Origin of the sequence: Variovorax robiniae (genome assembly GCF_037889955.1) — a bacterium.
Lineage (GTDB): Bacteria > Pseudomonadota > Gammaproteobacteria > Burkholderiales > Burkholderiaceae_C > Variovorax > Variovorax robiniae.
Genome location: NZ_JBBKZS010000001.1, coordinates 369,673 through 387,882, shown reverse-complemented (window position 1 = coordinate 387,882; position 18,210 = coordinate 369,673). Strand labels below are relative to the sequence as shown.

Genomic DNA, 18,210 nt, shown 5'->3' with positions numbered 1-18,210 from the left:
CGTTTCGCGGGGTCTGGCTCGAACTCGCTTCGCTCAGACAATCGCCAGCCCTGATCCGCGCTCGCGGAGCGGGGATCCGCTCACTTCGCGCAGCGAAGTTATGCGGATACCAAACGCTGCGCTGCTCGGCGGCGCAGAGGGGTCGCCCGACCCGTACCGCATACCGGGCTTGGGGGTGGGCTGAGATCGCGTCCCCTGTTGGGGTGCGGCAGCCCTCACCCCGGCCCTCTCCCAGAGGGAGAGGGAGGAAGACCAACAGCCGACCCGTTGCGGAGGGTGGTTGAACGTAGATCCGAGCGTTGTCTTCCGATGAGCGGCCGCGCAACGCAAGCGCGTCCACGTCGGCGGGTGGCATGCGGTGCGGGTTGGTCGATCCCTTGTGCGCTGCCGAAGCGCGCAGCGGTTGGCGGATCAGGGCCACATGCTGTTTGAGCGAAGCGAGTTCATGTGGACCCCGCCAAACGCGAGCACTGCAGGGGAGTCGCGAAGCGACCAGTGCAGTAGGGTCGGCCGGCCCGTGCCGCATGCCGCCCGTCGACGCGCCCCCGGCCCCTGATTCACCAGAGCCACTCGCAGTGACCATTTCAAGCACCATGCGGCGCCTGCACATCAAAGCTCTCGTCCCCTAATGGTCCCGCGGGCACAGCCCGCCCGGGACCAGCACGGGGCGCCTCCAGGTTCAGCGCAAGCGTCTCCAGTTCGCGCGCATCGAGCATCACGAGCCCACCCTCGACCTTGCACGCAAACTTCGGCGTACACCCCTCGTCGGGCTGCTTCGCGCAGCCGTCCTCCAGCCCGATCGTCCAGTTGTGCAGCGGACAGGCCACGCTGTTGCCGAACACGATCCCCTGCGACAGCGGCCCACCTTTGTGCGGGCAGCGGTCCAACAGCGCGAACACCTCGTCCTGGCTGTTGCGGAACACCGCGACCGCCACGCCCACAGGCCGCGCCACGCGGCGCGCACCAAGCACGGGGATTTCGTCGATGCGGCAGATGGTCTTCCATTCGGTCATGCCGATACTCCTTGCGCGATGGCCGCGACCGGGGTGAACTGGCGCACGTCGACCGACGCCTGCACCGACTCGAACCACGGGTCCGGCTCGCCATCCAACGCGAACTGCAACCGCTCCCACAGTGCCTTGCGTCCTTCGGCGTCGTCAATGATTTTCTTTTTCACGTAGTCCAGCCCCACGCGCGAGATGTAGTGAACCGTGCGCTCCAGATACCAGCCCTCGGTGCGATACAACTCGAGGAAGGCCCCGGTGTACTCCATGACTTCCTCGGCCGTCTTCAGCTTCACGAGGAACTGCGCCACCTCGGTCTTGATGCCGCCGTTGCCGCCCACGTACACCTCCCAGCCCGAGTCCACGCCGATCACGCCCACGTCCTTGATGCCGGCCTCTGCGCAGTTGCGCGGGCAGCCCGAGACGGCCAGCTTCACCTTGTGCGGCGAGTACATCGCCCACAGCGCATGCTCCAGGTCCTTGCCCATCTGCGTCGAGTCCTGCGTGCCGAAGCGGCACCACTCGCTGCCCACGCAGGTCTTCACCGTTCGCAGCGACTTGCCGTAAGCAAATCCGGAAGGCATGCCGATGTCCCTCCACACGTCCTGCAAGTCTTCCTTCTTCACGCCCAGCAGGTCGATGCGCTGCCCGCCCGTGACCTTGACCGTCGGGATCTTGTACTTGTCCGCCGCATCGGCAATGCGCCGCAGTTCGTCCGGCGTCGTGTGCCCGCCCCACATGCGCGGGATCACGGAATAGGTGCCGTCCTTCTGGATGTTGGCGTGGCTGCGCTCGTTGATGAAGCGGCTTTGCGGATCGTCCTTGGCCTCCTTCGGCCAGGTGCTGATGAGGTAGTAGTTGACGGCCGGGCGGCAAGTCGCGCAACCGTCGGGCGTGGTCCAGCCCAGGCCCTCGTAGACCTCCGCGTGCGTGAGGTACTTCTCCTTGCGGATCGCGTCGCGGACGTTCTGGTGGCTTGCATCGGTGCAGCCGCAGATGGCTTTCTTCTTCGGTGCGGCCGAGTAGTCGCCGCCGGCCGTGAACATCAGGATCTGCTCGACCAGTCCGGTGCAGGAACCACACGAAGCACTCGCCTTGGTGTGCTTCTTCACCTCATCCAGCGTGAACAGGCCCTTCTCCCGGATCGCCTTGCAGATCGTGCCCTTGGTCACGCCGTTGCAGCCACAGACCTCGGCCTCGTCGGGCATCGACGCGGCCTTGCTGTGGCCTTCGTGCCCGGTGTCGCCGATGTTGGACTCGCCGAACATCAGCTTCTCGCGGATGTCGCCGACGCTGCGGCCATCGCGCAGCAGCTTGAAGTACCAGCTGCCATCGGCGGTGTCGCCGTACAGGCACGCGCCGACCAGCTTGTTGTCCTTGATCACGAGCTTCTTGTAGACGCCACCGAAGGGGTCGCTCATGACGATCTCCTCGGTGCCTTCGCCGCCCATGAATTCGCCCGCGCTGAACAGGTCGATGCCCGTGACCTTGAGCTTGGTCGAGGTCAGCGAGCCCTGGTAGCGTCCGATGCCGAACTGCGCCAGGTGATTCGCCGCGATCTTGGCCTGCTCGAACAGCGGCGCCACCAGGCCATAGGCAATGCCGCGGTGCGCGGCGCATTCGCCGACCGAGTAGATGCGCGCATCGGTCACCGTCTGCATGGTGTCGTTGACCACGATGCCGCGGTTACAGTGCAGGCGCATCGATTCGGCCAGCGCCGTGTTGGGGCGGATGCCCACGGCCATCACGACGAGGTCGGCCGGTACTTCGCTTCCGTCCTTGAACCTGACCGACTTCACGCGCCCGTCGTCACCGCCCACGAGCTCCTGGGTCTGGGCGCCGATCAGGAACTTGAGGCCGCGGTCTTCCAAGGACTTCTGCAGCAGCCGCCCCGCCACGTCGTCGAGCTGCCGCTCCATGAGCCACGGCATCACATGGACCACGGTCACGCTCATGCCGCGCAGCATCAGGCCGTTGGCTGCTTCCAGGCCGAGCAGGCCGCCGCCTATCACGACCGCATGCTTGTGCGTCTTCGCGGTCTCGATCATGCAGTCGGTGTCGGCGATGTCGCGGTAGGCGATCACGCCCTGGAGATCCTTGCCGGGCACCGGCAGGATGAAAGGGTTGGAACCGGTGCACAACAGCAGCCGGTCGTACGCCGCCTCGATCACGCTGCCGTCGTCTGCCACCGCGCGCACGACACGCTTCACGCGATCGACCTCGGTCACCTTCTTGCCGGCATGCAGCGTGATGTGGTTCTCGGCATACCACTCCCAGCTGTTGAGCACGATCTCTTCCACGGTCTGCTCGCCTGCCAGCACGGGCGACAGCAGGATGCGGTTGTAGTTGGGATGCGGCTCCGCGCCGAACACCGTGATGTCGTAGAGCTCAGGCGCAAGCTTGATCAGCTCTTCGATCGCGCGTACGCCGGCCATGCCGTTGCCGACCAGCACCAGTTTCATCTTTTTCATGACGTGGAGACCTTTCGTGGATTCAATCGGAGGGTGCGCCTGGGTCGCGTGTGCAGAATCGCCCCATGAGCTTTGAAGTGGACATCGGCTACACCAGCCACCTCGGACCGCGCGAGGCGAACGAGGACTTCGCGGGTGCGGTCCACGCGCCCCGGGGCGAAGAGGCGCGCGGCCTGGTTGCAGCGATCTCCGATGGCGTGTCGACCGGCGGTGGCGGACTGGAAGCGGCCCAATCCACCGTGATGGGCCTGCTGGCCGACTACTTCGCGACCCCCGACACCTGGGATGCCACCGTCGCGCTGGACCGCGTGATCGGCGCGCAGAACACCTGGCTGGCCGCCCACAACCAGCGCCGCCAGGGCAGCCTCACCGGCCTTGCAACGCTCACCGCGCTGGTGCTGCACGGCCATCGCTACACCTTGGCGCATGTCGGCGACACGCGGGCCTGGCGCGTGCGTGCCGACGGTGCGCCGGCCGTGCAACTGACGCACGACCATGCGCTCGACCATCCCGACCTTAAGGCGCAGTTGACGCGCGCGATCGGCCTCGACGACCAGGTCCGTGTCGACTACGAACAGGGGGAGGTGCAAGTCGGCGACTGCTTCGTGCTCACCACCGATGGCGTGCACGGCGTGCTCAAGGCGGCGCAGATCGGCGAAATCGCTTTGGCCGGAAGCGCAGGGCAGGCCAGCGACGCGATGGTGCAGGCGGCCCTTGCGGCCGGGACGCGAGACAACGCCACGGCGCTGGTGCTGCGCGTGGTCGGCCTCGATGCACGGCAACTGGACGATGAACTGTTCGACGGCCGGCGGCTCGATCCGCCACCCGCATTGAAGGTGGGCGACAAGCTCGACGGCTACGTCATCACCGCGCGCGTTGCCGATACCGGCGTGCATCTGATCTACCAGGCACGAGAGACCGCGACCCGTGCCTTGGTGGCATTGAAGACCTTGCACCCTTCGCGCGCCAGCGACGCGCAAGAGCGCGCCATGCTGGCCCATGAGGCATGGCTCGGATTGCGCGTCAGCGCGCGGGGCGAGGCCGGCTTCGTGCGCGTGCACGAGCGCGATGCGCAGGCCAGCGCGCTCTACACGGTCTTCGACTGGCACAGTGGCCGGACGCTCGAGCAGATCCAGCAGGCCGGCACGCTGACGCCCGTCGCTCCGGTCGTGGCCGCGGCGATCGAATGGGCCCGCGCGCTCGGCCGGCTGCACCGGCATGGCGTGATCCACCGCGACATCAAGCCCGGCAACCTGCATTGCGGCGACGACGGCCGCTGGCGCATCTTGGACCTGGGCGTCGCACTTTCGGGCCGCGAGGACCCTGCCGCGCGCGAACTGCATGCGGGCACCCCGAGCTACATCAACCCCGAGCAATGGGACGGTGCGCCGGCCGACGCCGCCAGCGACCTGTTCGCGCTCGGCGTCACGCTCTACCAATGGCTGACGAAGCGCTTGCCCTACGGCGAGATCGAGCCGTACCAGCAGGCCCGCTATCGGCGCGATCCGGAGGCCCCGTCGCGCATCCGGCCCGATGTTCCGATGTGGCTGGACCACCTCGTGCGCAAGGCCGTCGCACGCGATCCAAGGCAGCGCTTCGAAACCGCCGAGGAGCTGTTGCTGGCGCTCGAACGCGGTGCATCGCGCCCCATCGCCGCGCCGCTCGCCACGCCGCTGATGCAGCGCAACCGCGCCGCGCTGCTGCGCATCGGGCTTGTGGTGTCGGTGCTGTTCAACCTGGTGCTGTTGTTCTGGCTGTTGTTCCTGCCACGCTGAACGGTCGAGGTCGACGGGGCAGACCTTCGTCATGGTCGAGCGGGCTTGCGGCTGCCGGCATAGGGGGCCGCTGCGGCAGCCGGTGACGCCGTGCGGGCGCGACCACCTTTTTCCGCCCAGGTGCGTGTCCAGCGGATCTGCATGACCCGCATCACGCCCAGCATGATGAGCGACAGTGCACCAAAGAAGACGAAGCCCCAGACATAGCTGCCGAGGTATTGCTTCGACAGGCCCATGGCGTTGGGCACGAGCCCGCCACCCAGTGCACCGATCTCGCCGATCATCGAGCCGGCCACCGCCGTGCTGGCCGGCCAGCGCAGCGGCACGAGCTGGAACAACGCGCCATTGCCCGCGCCGAGCGCCGCGAAGCAGACGATCAGCAGCAGGGTCGTCAACGCGAGCGAGGAGGAGCTCAGGCCGACCAGCACCAAGCCCACGGCCACCACCAGCAGCACCAGCGTCAGCGTGTTGACCCCGCCCCAACGGTCCGAGATCCAGCCGCCCACCACGCGCACCGCGGCGCCCATGAACGCTGCCAGCATCGTGAGCTGCCCGGCCTGCACCTTGCTCACGCCGAACTGGTCGTAGTAGTAGGAGGGCAGGAAGGTCGTCAGGCCGATGAAGCCGCCGAAGGTGACGCCGTAGATCAGGCTGAACACCCAGCCGTCCTTCTCGAACAGGCAGGCCACATGCTCGCGAAAGCTCGCATGGCGGTCGACGTCCGGCGGCTCCTGGGCGAACACGATCATCACGACCATCGGGATCAGGATGGCGACGGCCGCGACGGCGTACACGCTCTGCCAGCCAAGCCATTGCGCGAGCGGCGGTGCCAGCAGCACCGACACCGCGGTGCCGACATTGCCGGCGCCCACCAAGCCCATCGCGAGCCCCTTGTGCTGCGGCGGAAACGAACCGGAGCCCAGCGACAGCGCCACGCCGAAGCTCGCCCCGGCGATGCCCAGCAGCACACCCATCGCCAGGAGGTCGTTGAAGCTGTGCACGAAGAAGAAGCCGAACAGCATCGCCACGGCAATGAGGCCCATCTCCACGAGCGTGGCGTTCTTGCGCCCGATGTATTGCGACAGGATGCCGAGCGGAAAGCGCATCAGCGCGCCCGCGATGATGGGCACTGACAGCATCAAGCCCTTTTCAGCAGGCGAGAGGTTGAAGGACTCCCCGATGAAGGGCGCCATCGCACCGTTGAGCACCCAGATGCAGCATGAAAACGCGAAATACAGGAAGGCCGCGAAGAGGGTGGGCGAGTGCCCGGATCTCAAAAAGGTCTTGAAGTTGGACATGGCTGGACTCAATGCAAATGCCGCAACGCAGCCTTTGCGCGTGCCGCGTCGTCGGAGGGTTGGGGGAGGGTGTCGACGGCGTTGCCGACGGACTGGTGTCCATGCGCGCCCTGCGCCATGAAACCGCGGAACTTGCGGCCAATCACCAAAGCGGTGCTTCGTTACACCGCGAGACCACCTTCAAGCAAACGCCGTGCCAATGGGTCGAAATGGCGCTCAGGCCTTATGCTTTGAGCGGGCCCCACACGCTGTTCTTCCATGCCCTCCTTGCACGTCTTCATGCTGGATCTTCCCGAGGCGAATGCATTGCCGGAGGGCCTGCAGCGCGCGCTTGCCCACTGCGTCACGAAGGTCATCTTCCACCGTGGCGCCGACTTGCGGGCGCTGGATGGCGCTTGCATGGACGAACTGCTCGCCTGCGCGACGGAAATGCCCGGACCAGGCCTCCTGGAAGCGCTGACCGCACTGGCGGGCGCAGCGCCGTCCGCGCCCTTGAGCCTGTTGAGCCCTCCCATGAACGAGGCGATGCATGCATCCCTCGTCGACGTTGGCATTCACGCGTGGGGTGACGTCGACAAGACGGAAGAGTTCGAACTGGCGGCATTGCAGGCTCAAGCGCGCGCGCGCTGCCGCCGCGAAGCCGCGCTGCGACTCGAACTTGTGCAACTGCGCACGCAACTGGACGAGCGCAAATGGGTCGACAGGGCCAAGGGCCTTCTGATGCTGGGACGGGGCATCAGCGAGGAGGAGGCATTTGCACTGCTGCGCCGCACCTCCATGCACGCCAACCTTCGTCTTGGCGAAGTGTCGCGATCCGTCGTCAACGCGGTGCAATGGGCCGAGGCCATCAACCGGGCCGGCCAGCTGCGCATGCTGTCGCAACGTCTGGCTCGGCTGGCGGCACAGGCCCTCGCGGCGGTCGACACGCGGAGTCGTGGCCAGCGGCGTCAATGTGCCGAGAGGGTCCAGGACAACCTGGCATTTCTCGCCGGCCTTGAACTCGGCGACGAAGCCGCTGCCGACCTCGAGCGCACCAGGGCGGCATGGCAGTCTCTTTCAGCCGCGTGGACCGCCCGGATCACGCGCGAAGCCATGGCGGCGATCGATGCCGCGGCAGAAGCGCTCCTGGCAAGTGCCGAAGCCCTGACCGCGTCGCTCGAGCGCGCGAGCGGAAGGCATGCGCTCAAGATCATCGGCCTCTGCGGGCGCCAGCGCATGCTGTCGGAACGACTGGCCAAGGAAGCACTGCTGGGCCAGCCTGGCGCACCGCAAATGATCGCCACGGCGAACGAGTTCGAGAGCGCATTGCTCGAGCTCGAGAATGCGCCGTTGACATCGCCCGAGATTCGCGAATTGCTCGCGAATGCCCGTGACGAGTGGCTGCGGTTTGCTCGCGGCGTGCAGGGCGCTGACACGCCTCAGGGGCGAATGATGCTGGTCCAGTCGGCCGAAGCGCTAGTGAGCACGTTCGACCAACTGGCGGCCCGGTACGAGCACAGCGTGCAGGTCATCATGTCCTGAGGCAGCCCCGGCCACGGCGACCTGGCACGCTGACCGGCTTCACTTGCCGAACAACTTGAGGAAGCGCTGCCAGAGGCGCAGCCAGAAGCCCGCACGCTCCACATCGGCCTGCGCGATCAGCGCCGTTTCTCCCACCGGCTTGCCATTCGACTCCGCGACCACCTTCCCGATCACCGCACCCTTGGCCACCGGTGCCTCGAGGTCCGGCTTGACCTGGACCGAGGTGCTCACCTTCTGGCCTCGCGGCACCGTCAGCGACCATGCCCCCACGCCGGCGGCAACGGTATCGGCCTTCCCGTAGCTGACCTTGGCCGTCGTGACGGCCGCCTCTGGCTGGAACGGGGTGGCCTTCTCGAAGTTGGCAAAGCCCCAATTGAGCAGTTGGCGCGTCTCGTCGGCGCGCGCCTTCATGCTGCTGGTGTTGAGAATCACCGTGATCAGGCGCATCCCGTTGCGCTTGGACGAAGTGACGAGGCAGTAGCCCGCTTCCTGGGTGTGGCCGGTCTTCAGGCCGTCGACCGTTGGATCGGTGTAGAGCAGGGCATTGCGATTGCCTTGCTTGATCTTGTTGTACGTGAATTCGCGCTCCGCGTAGATCGGGTAGTAGTCGGAGCTGTCGCGGATGATCGCACGCGCCAGGATGGCGAGGTCGCGCGCGGACGACTTGTGCTCGGGATCGGGCAGGCCCGTGGCGTTCACGAAGTTCGTGTGCGTCATCCCGAGGCGTTTCGCCTCGGCATTCATGAGCTTGGCGAAGCCCTCCTCGGAGCCGGCCATGTGCTCGGCGATCGCCTTCGACGCGTCGTTGCCCGACTGCACGATGATGCCGCGCAGGATGTCGATCACCGTGGCCTGGCTGTTCAACGGCAGGTACATGCACGACTCGGTGCTCGAGCCACGGCACCAGGCGTTCTGGCTGACCGACACCAGGTCGTCCTTCTTGAGCTTGCCCGAGCGAAGCGCTTGTTCGACCAGGAAGCTGGTCATCATCTTGGTCAGCGACGCCGGCGGCAGCGGTTCGTCGGGATTGGCCGAGGCGAGGATCTCGCCGGAGTCGAAGTCCATCAAGAGCCATGCCTTGGCGGGGAGGGTGGGCGCCCCGCCGGCGACGGCGGTCTGTCCGGCTGCCGGTGCCGGAGCCGGCGCCTCGGCCTTCTTCTGGGTGGCCTGCTTGGCGGCGGGAGGGGCCGCGAAGGACACCGAATCCGGGACCAGGGTGCCTGCGGCGATGGCGAAGACAAGGGGAAGGAGGGAGAGGGTTTTGCGTTGCATGTGCTATCAGGGGTCGAAACGGAATTTGGGCAGATTCAAGTGCTGATTTTGACCGTGCATCAAGGATTCGATGTTGCAGTGCAAGTTCAGCAAGAAATGAGCGTCCTGGGGTGGCCTGATCGCCGGTGGTCATCTCGCCGCGCGACTTCCGTTGGCGCTCGCTGGCTCAACAATTGAATGGTGCGAGCACGACAAAAAGCTCGCGGTGAAAGCGAAGCGCCGGAAACCGTACGGGCAAGCCGTTGATCGTGAGGTCCGGTAGCGTAACCGACACATCGCGAGCGCCTTCCGTGTCAAGCCGCGCCGCCATCCAGAAATGCTTGTTCCACACCTGCCGGCCGATGACCATTCGGCCGCCGACCAACGGCGTACGCACGGGCACCATGTACTTCGCCAAGGCCGGTGACCCGTTGAAGCTGTTGACGGCGGGCGTGTCCACCAGGCTGATGTTCGGATAGCGCACTTCCAATGGCGGTCGCCGGTTTCCGAGGTCGATCGTGACGGCTGCATCGTCGAGTTGCACTGTCATGCCTGGTGGGACATCCAGCCGGACTTCGAGGTACCCGTTCGAGTACGCCTGGACGAGCTTGACCTGTGCCTGCAGGCCCTGCAACGCCACTTCGATGCCTTCCGGAACGCCCTTGTTGATCGAGCAGGTTGAAAGGATGGCTTTCCCTTGCGACGCGTCAGCCACGTAGAGCGGAACTGGAACCGGCGCACATCCGATGCAAAGGAAGGCTGACAGGAGCAGGGCGCCAGGGCGAAGCTTTCGCAGGTTCATGAGTCGATGACCGTGGTTGCGACGCATGCAGATTGGCCCTTTGCGCGCCGCCATTCCAGCGGCTTGACTCGCGGCATCGAATCGAGATCGGATCGGTATGACGACACAGTACCGGCGATACCGTGATCGGCTCGCTTGAAGTAACCCTCTGCAAATGCTTCGCAACCGACGAGGCTGCTCATTCTCCGGGCATCCTGTCGGGCACAAGGCGCGGCGCGGCTCCGACGCTTCGCCCTGTCGGTTATCCACAGAGTCATCCACCGTCTGCGGGGACAACAGCGTGTTGACTTTTCTCGAATGGTGCACTGCACCAATGGCATCTTCATTGGCAGCGCCCGCCTTTGGTGCCAAGTCGCACGCTCAGATGGGCGGTACACGCACGAGAGACGTGCGCACCTTGTCCACAACGCAGTCAGCCGTGTCGTCGTGCAGTGGTGAGGCCGACACCTCTGACCTTCGCCGACGTCCTCTACGCGCACGCCCAGCTTCCTGCAGACGAACAGCGGGCAACTCGGACCGGGCACGCCACTGAAGGGCAAGAAGATCGCGGTGGTCGGCGGTGGTCCGGCCGGGCTGTGTTCGGCTTGGCTGTTGACCAGGATGGGCGCCGCCGTTGAGGTCATCGAGGCGTCGACGCGTATCGGCGGACGCATCGACTCCAACGTGCCGGTCGCCGGCGACCCGGCGCGCTTCGAACTGGGCGCGATGCGCGTACCACCCTCCGAACAGTTGTTCCAGTACTTCTGGAATACGGTGTTCAGCCTGCCGCAGCCGACGGCGTTCCCGGACCCGGGCGACAGCAACCGGTCTGCATCAACTGGGTGCGCAACGGCACACAAGGTGCCGGCCACTACGACGCAGCGGTCATCGCGACCACCACGCGCGCGATGCAGATGGACATGAACATCACCGAGCCGCCGACCGTTGCGCCGGGCCAGGCGGGGCAGGGCGCCCCTGGAACCGGGGCGCAGGTGAGTCCGATCACCAACGACCAGGCGACTGCGGTGCAGGACCTGCACCTGATGAATTCATCCAAGCTGTTCGTGCTGTGCTCCTCGCAGTTCTGGAACGACAACGCCAACTGCCCGCAGAACATCCAGACGGACGGCCTGGCCCACGGGCTCTACTGCCTTGGCTACCCGGGCTCGAAGTACGGCGTGGTGCTGATCAGCTACACGTGGGGCGACGACTCGACCAAGCTCATCGCGGTCACCGATCGCAATGAGCGCCTGCAGATCCTTCTGCGCTCGCTCTCGCCCTACGCCTCCGACCCGGGGATGAACGCTTTCCTGAGCGGGCTCAACAGCACATTGCTGCCCCAGTACACCACCATGATCGACTGGCAGATGCAGCCGCAGTACTACGGCGCGTTCAAGCTGAACTATCCCGGCCAGGACGTGATGAACCAAGACCTCTACAACCAGGCGCTCACGACGACCAGGCGTGTCTTCCTCGCCGGCGACAGCGTGGGCTGGTGCGGAGGCTGGATCGAGGGTGCCCTTCAGACGGGCGTGAACGCGGCGGCCGCGGCGGTCAATGCGCTCGCCGGCGCAAACGCGCTGTTCCCGAACAATCCGATGACCCAGAGCCGGAATCTCTACAACTACGGGCCGTAGCCGGAACGGGCCGAAACCTGCAATCTCACAACAGGGCAGCAGCCTTCGTCTGTCGCTCTCCGAGCGCGTGGCTGACCGCCTTTTTCAGGGCAGTCGCAAGCGCGTTGTTGTCCGTCTCGGCGTCGATCCAGGCGGGCTTCCTCACCTGGTCGCGCAAGGGCAGGAGCGTCGTGGGTACCGTGATCGGACTGGCTTGCATGACTTTGGTGGGGCCTTTGCCCCATGCCGCCGGCAGCGTCACCTCCTTGTTCTCGCTGCCTGTCTGGTAGCGCAAGGGGTACTTCGCAAACCACGCGATCAGCCAGCGCAGCACGACAGTGCATTCCTTTTCGAGCAGTGCGTTCGAGAAGTGGTAGCCAACCCCCGCATTTGCGGGTGATTGCAGGTTGAGCGCCGATTGCTTGGCATAGGCGTGGAAACTGTTCTGGTACTCGAATTTCGGTACGGTCTGCTGGTATTGCACCATCGCGTCTTTCTGCGACATCGGCAGTTTTCCCCCGCGCACCGTGCCGGCTTCCGCGCCCTTCCCGACCTTGACAGTGCCATCCGCGTAGGTGTAGGGCTTCGACTTTCCCTTGTTTTCGCTGTCGAACTTGAGGAGGCTGCCGAAATCGAGTTCCTTGTTGCCTGCCTTGCCATACTTGATGCCGCCCTGGATCAGGTCGAGCAGCATCAGGTTGACCATGAAGCTGCGCGGATTGCGCGTGACCTCCGAAAGGAACATGGCGGCGGTCAGTGTCGCGACCCACGGACCCTCCTTGGTACCGGGAGACTCGATCAGCCGGCGCATGCGCGCTGCCAACTCGGCCTTCGAGATGCCCGACACGTTCTCCGCCAGCTCCCAGTAGGCCGGTCCCTTGTCGCCGTGTTCCGTCTGCTTGAACTCGATGCCCACGGCCTTCACGTAGAAGCCGGTCTTGATGATGTCGCATCCGCCAAGCCTGAAGCTGGCGCCGTCGTTGCAAGAGATGAATTCGTTCAGCTTCTTGACCCAGGTTTCAGGCACGTTGCGCCCGGCGCTCACCTGGCCCAGGAGATTCAGCGCCGTGGTCCCGCCCAGGAACACAGTCCCAAGGGCGGCGGCCTGGCCGAACTGCGCTTCGATACTCAAGATGGCCATGAAGAACTCCTGTTGCGGGGCAAGCCCATTCGGGAAGCGGGTGCCCGAAGTTATACAGAAGTCAGTCCGCGCTCACCGTATGCCGAGAAGCCGATTGACGCACTGTCGAAGGGCATGCCCGGACTGCGACGATCAGCCGTACGCGGTGTTCCACGCAGTCGCTTTGGGCTGGGAATCCTGCACCGCTGCACAAGCTGAGCTACTTCCTTGTCAGCAGCAGTTGTGCTGATCGCTGAAGCCTGTCCTTGAGGCCGCTGGCGATGAACCGGAGGACAGCGGGCAGTTCCACTTCGATCGTTACCGTGGCATCGAGGACCTCGATGACGCCGGAGACGGTCTGGCCCAGCGCCGCGACGCTGAAGATGAGCCGGTCACCGTCCCAACGCTCGCTGGAGACTCCGCTGCTGCCAGGCAACAGCCCGAAGATCTTCGCAAGACCGCCCTCGATCCGACGCCGCGCCTCGGCGCGACCGAGCTGATGGGGAATGCTGATGACGATGGGGGATGCCATACGTGCAGAGGGTGCAGCGAAACCACGCACGGGGCAAGAGCCTGCAGAGGGCAGGGGGCCATCCGGAGCGTGAGCGGCTCTCGTCAACGGCTTTGACGACGGCCCGGGACGGGCCAGAATCAAAGGCATGCAGAACAGAACGGACGTCCAACTCCAGATGATCTTGCTCGTCGTGGCGCCGCCTTCCGGGGTGCTCTTTGCCGTGCAGCGCGGCCGCGATGAACTCTTGCGGCCATTTGCATCGACGCCAGAACGCATATCGTTCGCCATCACCATGCGTCTGGGGCCGGCGCTGGTGGACGGAGCATTCAACTTCCAGGGGCCCTATGCGCAAGGAACACCCACCGACCGCTTCGTCTATTTGAACTCCGGGGTCCGTGCTGGCGAGTCGGGCTCTCCCTGGGAGCGGAGGGCAAAGATCAAGTTGTCTGGCATTCCTCGGGATCTGGTGGAGGTGGCAATCGGCGATTCGAACCGTGCGATTGAAGCCCGTATTCAAGGCAGGGCGCGAGACGGAGGGCCGGTGTGTGCGGCCGTTCAACGCGGTGCGATCACCTGGCACCTGGCAACGAGGACTTGAAAGCGCTCTGACAAGCGGGGCGCGGGGCTATCCGAGCGGCGACACCCCGGTCATCCAAAGGTGCGCCCGCAGCAAGAAGACTGCATAGACCAACAGGCCCACGACGACCACGATGACGTCGTTACGGGCAGCCGGAGACGCGCCGGGCACACGGTGCGGGACGGCACGGCGCTTGACCGAAATCCTGTCCGCCACGGCCCAGAGAAGAAAGGCCCCGAACAAAAGCACGTCGGCCAGCGTGCCGTTGGCCAGCAGGTGCGCCGTGGCCCAGAACTTCACGGCGAGCAGCATGGGATGTTTGGCAATGCGCTGTATGCGGCCGGGGAGGTAGGCCGCCAGCAGCAGCGGAAACACCGGGACCATCAGCAGCAGCGCCGCATGGCGCAGCGCAGTCGGCGGCGTGTAAAGCACCACCGGACTCTGGCGGGCCACGCAGTAGCCGTAGATCAGCAACAGCAGGCCGGCAAGCGAGACGAGGGTGTAGAGCCCTTTCCAGGGTTTCTCGCCGTGCCGGGCGATCTGCGCATCCCGCCAGGCCGGGGCGACGATGGACACCGAATGGACGCCGAGGAACAGGATGAGGCCAGCGACAAGAAGTGCCATGGAAACGACTCCAGCGATGCCGGTGACGCAGTCGTCGAGCGGTGGGGTCGATCGGACTGCATGGAGCCGCAGGATGCTGCTCTTGCCTGCATTCTGCGCCCGGAGCAAGCCTATGCGCGTCCTGGGTTTTGATCGCTGAGTTTGCCGGGCGCAAAGTCATGTTCAACACGGGGCGGGAAGGGCGCCTCATGCGCTTCGCGTCGGTGCGAGGGGCCTTGTCACGCAAGGTAGGCTCTGCAACGCCCCGATTCGCAGGATGCGCGCAAGTCGGGACAGTGGGGCAGGTGGCTCAATGTCGATTCACAGATTGGCCGATCGGCCCGTTTCTTTTCGTCGATCTCATCTTGAACGATATGGGCGGGCGGCCTGTGGAGGAAGAGATGTTGCGTTAGATAGTCTCGATAGTGTCCATCTCGATTACTGCACGCTTCAACAGCGCACGCAGCCACACGAGTCCTGGATCCGAGGTCCGATGCTGATGCCACTGAACCATCTGTTCCATCCCCGGCACATGCACCGGTAGATCTCGAATGGTGATAGGCAGGGAGCGCATTGCCTGGTTTGCCAATCGGGAGTGCATGGTGGCAATTCGATTCGTGCCAACCACGAGGTGCGCTTGGGACAGGAAGCTGAAGGTGGCAGTCTCAGTGTGTCGAGTGATTCCAGCTTGCTGCATGAACCAATCAGTCAGCGCTATTCCATCACCGGGTTGTACGGCGACGTGCCCTGCGGCCAAGTACCGCTCCGCCGTCAGTTCGCCCGTTGCCAGGCGACATTTATCCCATAGCACACAGCAAAAAAATTCCTCGAACAGCTTCTCTGAGGGGTGTTCTGCAGAACAGAAATCCTTCGGAATGATCAGCAGATCGGCCTCGCCTCGCTCCAAAACGCGCTGTGGATTTTCAACTTGAGGACGCAAATCAAATCGAATGCCGGGCGCCGCTGTACACGCAAGCCTGTGTAAATGCGGAATAAGCGTCAATAGAGTGTAGTCAGAGATGAGAAGTCGAAATAGGCGGCGCGACTGCGTTGGGACGAACTGGGGCTGGGTCGCGAAGCTCGCTTCAATTCGAACCAGTATGTCGCGCACTTTGTCTTTCAGCGCTTCCGCGCGCGGCGTGAGTTCCATTTTCCGCCCCACCTGTACCAGCAACTGATCCCCGAAATAATCGCGCAACCGCGCGAGTGCGTTGCTCATGGCAGGCTGACTCAGATGAGTTTTCTCTGCAGCACGGCTGATGCTTAGCTCTGACAGCAACGCATCAAGCGCGACCAGCAGGTTGAGGTCAAGTTTGTTAAAGCGCATGATAACTAAGGGTTTTCCCTTTATTCATTCACAGTATCAATAGATTGCATTCTAACAATCCATTTGATCGATAGTTTGCACGCCTTTAATCTTCACGCCGTTCCACCGCACACCACGGTGAGGGAACAGGACAAAGTCTGACGACTTTTCATCCCGTAAAAAACAATCGACGCGACGCGTTGAAAACAGGAGATAGCGTGAAAAAAGAAATGGCAGCAGCTGCTTGTGCGACCGTTGCAATGTTGTCGGCCGGAAGTTCCCTGGCCTTTGAGAATGGCATTTCACCATTCCCCGCGGGTTCCACTGGAGAATATGTCGGCGCACTTCCGCCCATTCCCGGATTGTTTGCCCTGGAGCAGTTTCACTACACGACGTCAAACGGCTTGTATGACAACGATGGCAATAAGCGACCGGTCCCCTTTAGCTTGTCTGCCTCCTCGGCCACCACGCGCTTGTTGGCAGCTTATCCGGTGACCGTGCTAGGCGCCAATCTCTATTCCCAACTCGTGATTCCCGCGGTTTCGCTGCGCACTGAAGTGGCGGGCCATGCTGGTAAAGATAGCGGCCTCTCCAACACCACCGTGTCTCCCGCGATTTTGCGCTGGAGCCTGACTCCGCAAGCGAGTCTTGTCGCGGGGCTGGACATTGCGTTGGCCACCGGATCCTACAGCCCGACCCGTCCCAGCGTTGCTGTGGGCTACACGTCGATTCAGCCGGTGCTGGCTTTCCGCCAAACCGATCCGAATGGGCTCGACATAGGTCTTTCCAATCGATTGCTGTTCAACCGCGAGAACGGGGACACCCATTACCGGTCCGGCAGTGGATACATCGCCGAGTTCACGGCCGGTTGGAATTTTGGCGCGTGGAAAGTGGGCGTGGTGGGGGCTTACCTCAACCAGTTTCGCGATGACGAACAGCGCGGTGCGGTGATCAACGGCAATCGTGCACGCAGCTTTGCGCTTGGGCCCTCCATTGAGTATCACGCGGGCCCGATCAGTATCAGCGTGAACTACCAGCGCGGCATCTATGCGGCCAACACCACCAAAAACAACATCCTTGGAATCGGCGTGACGATTCCTCTTTGGGTCAAGAACTGAGCCAGCGACTGCTGCTCGCCCTCCGGCACCCAGCTGCCGCGCTTCAGCCTCAAAGGCCTCCGCAACCAATTCAAAAGGACAGCCCCTATGTTCAAGTACTTCCCGACCAATTACGTTTGGAACCTCTCGGTCGACCTGGCGATCGAGATGGGCGCCCGGATGGGTGAGATCGAAGAGATGTGCGCGCCGCTACGAGAGGCGGCCAAAGCGCCCGACGCCACTGGAACGGCGGCATTTCGCGAAACTTGGTCGGCCATGGCCGACAAGCTTTGCGCGCTGGCTCAAGAGGACGAAGCTCGCGGCCGCTGGCTCTCCGCCGGCGAAAAATACAACCGGGCGGCGAACTACTACCTCACTTGCGAGCGCCTGCAGGCACATGGTGCACCAGGACGCTTGGCGCTTTATCAACGATTCCTCGAGGTGTTCGCCAAGGGCATCCAACTCACTGGCGAAAACTGTGAGCGCGTCGAGATTCCCTATGAAGGGAAGATCCTCGCCGGCCTGTATGTGCGTGCAAATGGAGTCAAGGGCCGCGCACCGATTCTTGTGCAGCTCAACGGTCTGGACTCGACGAAGGAAATGAAATACCGGGTAGGGCTTCCGGCTTGGTTGGCCCAGCGCGGTGTGTCTTCCCTGATCCTTGATCAGCCAGGCACGGGCGAAGCGTTGCGCCTGCAGGGGCTGACGGCGCGCTACGACACCGAGCACTGGGCCAGCCGCGTCGTCGACTGGCTGGAAGCTCGCGACGACGTCGATCCGCATCGCATTGGCTGTGAGGGCGTATCGCTGGGAGGCTACTACTGCCCGCGCGCGGTGGCCATGGAGCCGCGCTTTGCGTGCGGCGTGGTCTGGGGCGCCAACCACGATTGGCGCGAAGTGCAGAAGCGCCGCCTGGAGAAGGAAGGCGACTTTCCGGTACCGCACTACTGGGCGCACGTGCAATGGGTTTGGGGTGCGAAAGACATCGACGACTTCATGCGCATCGCCGAGAACGTGCACTTGGACGGCGTGGTGGAAAAGATCCGCGTACCTTTTCTTGTCACGCACGGGGAGAAGGATTCGCAGATCCCGCTCAACTGGGCCTATCGAACCTACGAACAGCTCACCAACAGTCCCAACCGGGAACTGAAGATTTTTACCGATCGGGAGGGCGGCGCACAACATGCCAGCTTCGACAACTCCATCAATGCGGGGCACTACATCGCTGACTGGGTAGCCGAGACGCTCGGTGGCCGGACTCCGCACTGACTTTGAA

At 63.9% G+C, this 18,210-nt stretch carries 16 protein-coding genes; 7 read left to right on the top strand and 9 right to left on the bottom strand.

Going from position 1 to position 18,210, the window contains the following annotated elements; all coding sequences use genetic code 11:
* Window positions 1–584: 584 nt before the first annotated feature.
* Both nirD and nirB read right to left on the bottom strand, forming a co-directional pair.
* Complete coding sequence (gene nirD, locus WKW79_RS01635) at window positions 585–1,013, bottom strand: nitrite reductase small subunit NirD (RefSeq protein WP_340333348.1); 429 nt, start codon at window positions 1,011–1,013, stop codon at window positions 585–587.
* A complete protein-coding gene (nirB, locus tag WKW79_RS01630; protein ID WP_340333347.1) occupies window positions 1,010–3,475 on the bottom strand; it encodes a nitrite reductase large subunit NirB in 2,466 nt (821 codons plus the stop codon). Before nirB ends, nirD begins: the two co-directional genes overlap by 4 nt.
* Window positions 3,476–3,540: 65 nt before the next feature.
* Between nirB and WKW79_RS01625 the strand changes: the two genes are divergently transcribed.
* On the top strand, window positions 3,541–5,250 hold the full coding sequence (locus WKW79_RS01625; protein ID WP_340333346.1) for a bifunctional protein-serine/threonine kinase/phosphatase: 1,710 nt from the start codon (window positions 3,541–3,543) through the stop codon (window positions 5,248–5,250).
* A 29-nt stretch (window positions 5,251–5,279) separates the two neighbouring features.
* Here the strand turns inward: WKW79_RS01625 and WKW79_RS01620 are convergent, their stop codons facing one another.
* Window positions 5,280–6,548, bottom strand: coding sequence for an MFS transporter (locus WKW79_RS01620; protein WP_340333345.1), 1,269 nt, complete (start codon window positions 6,546–6,548; stop codon window positions 5,280–5,282).
* Window positions 6,549–6,827: 279 nt separating this feature from the next.
* Here WKW79_RS01620 and WKW79_RS01615 point away from each other — a divergent pair, with 279 nt between their 5' ends.
* On the top strand, window positions 6,828–8,069 hold the full coding sequence (locus tag WKW79_RS01615) for an ANTAR domain-containing response regulator (RefSeq protein WP_340333344.1): 1,242 nt from the start codon (window positions 6,828–6,830) through the stop codon (window positions 8,067–8,069).
* Between the two features lie 39 nt (window positions 8,070–8,108).
* Here the strand turns inward: WKW79_RS01615 and WKW79_RS01610 are convergent, their stop codons facing one another.
* Both WKW79_RS01610 and WKW79_RS01605 read right to left on the bottom strand, forming a co-directional pair.
* Complete coding sequence (locus WKW79_RS01610) at window positions 8,109–9,341, bottom strand: D-alanyl-D-alanine carboxypeptidase family protein (RefSeq protein WP_340333343.1); 1,233 nt, start codon at window positions 9,339–9,341, stop codon at window positions 8,109–8,111.
* A gap of 166 nt (window positions 9,342–9,507) precedes the next feature.
* Complete coding sequence (locus tag WKW79_RS01605; protein ID WP_340333342.1) at window positions 9,508–10,473, bottom strand: hypothetical protein; 966 nt, start codon at window positions 10,471–10,473, stop codon at window positions 9,508–9,510.
* Window positions 10,474–10,671: 198 nt separating this feature from the next.
* Between WKW79_RS01605 and WKW79_RS01600 the strand changes: the two genes are divergently transcribed.
* Together WKW79_RS01600 and WKW79_RS01595 are read left to right on the top strand one after the other, a co-directional pair.
* Window positions 10,672–11,025 carry an NAD(P)-binding protein gene (locus WKW79_RS01600; protein ID WP_340333341.1) on the top strand — a complete coding sequence of 118 codons (354 nt, stop codon included), beginning with the start codon at window positions 10,672–10,674 and terminating at the stop codon, window positions 11,023–11,025.
* The gene (locus WKW79_RS01595; RefSeq protein WP_340333340.1) at window positions 10,944–11,738 is read left to right on the top strand and encodes an FAD-dependent oxidoreductase; all 795 of its coding nucleotides are present in this window, start codon (window positions 10,944–10,946) and stop codon (window positions 11,736–11,738) included. The genes WKW79_RS01600 and WKW79_RS01595 overlap by 82 nt, the downstream gene beginning before the upstream one ends.
* Window positions 11,739–11,763: 25 nt before the next feature.
* Here WKW79_RS01595 and WKW79_RS01590 read toward each other — a convergent pair whose 3' ends face one another.
* Together WKW79_RS01590 and WKW79_RS01585 are read right to left on the bottom strand one after the other, a co-directional pair.
* The gene (locus WKW79_RS01590; RefSeq protein ID WP_340333339.1) at window positions 11,764–12,858 is read right to left on the bottom strand and encodes a hypothetical protein; all 1,095 of its coding nucleotides are present in this window, start codon (window positions 12,856–12,858) and stop codon (window positions 11,764–11,766) included.
* Between the two features lie 199 nt (window positions 12,859–13,057).
* Window positions 13,058–13,369 (bottom strand): polyhydroxyalkanoic acid system family protein, encoded by a 312-nt coding sequence (locus WKW79_RS01585; protein ID WP_340333338.1) that lies wholly within the window; start codon window positions 13,367–13,369, stop codon window positions 13,058–13,060.
* Between the two features lie 127 nt (window positions 13,370–13,496).
* Here WKW79_RS01585 and WKW79_RS01580 point away from each other — a divergent pair, with 127 nt between their 5' ends.
* Entirely contained in the window at window positions 13,497–13,949 is a 453-nt protein-coding gene (locus tag WKW79_RS01580; protein ID WP_340333337.1) for a DUF5990 family protein, read from the top strand.
* 27 nt (window positions 13,950–13,976) lie between these two features.
* Here the strand turns inward: WKW79_RS01580 and WKW79_RS01575 are convergent, their stop codons facing one another.
* Together WKW79_RS01575 and WKW79_RS01570 are read right to left on the bottom strand one after the other, a co-directional pair.
* A complete protein-coding gene (locus WKW79_RS01575; protein WP_340333336.1) occupies window positions 13,977–14,552 on the bottom strand; it encodes an NnrU family protein in 576 nt (191 codons plus the stop codon).
* Between the two features lie 388 nt (window positions 14,553–14,940).
* Window positions 14,941–15,858, bottom strand: coding sequence for a LysR family transcriptional regulator (locus tag WKW79_RS01570; RefSeq protein ID WP_340333335.1), 918 nt, complete (start codon window positions 15,856–15,858; stop codon window positions 14,941–14,943).
* 209 nt (window positions 15,859–16,067) lie between these two features.
* On the opposite strand from WKW79_RS01570, the gene WKW79_RS01565 reads away from it, so the two are divergent.
* Window positions 16,068–16,955, top strand: a complete 888-nt coding sequence (locus tag WKW79_RS01565; RefSeq protein ID WP_422823804.1) for a SphA family protein — start codon at window positions 16,068–16,070, stop codon at window positions 16,953–16,955.
* A gap of 87 nt (window positions 16,956–17,042) precedes the next feature.
* Window positions 17,043–18,203: an alpha/beta hydrolase family protein gene (locus tag WKW79_RS01560; protein WP_340333333.1), complete on the top strand. Its 1,161-nt coding sequence runs from the start codon at window positions 17,043–17,045 to the stop codon at window positions 18,201–18,203.
* Window positions 18,204–18,210: the final 7 nt, after the last annotated feature.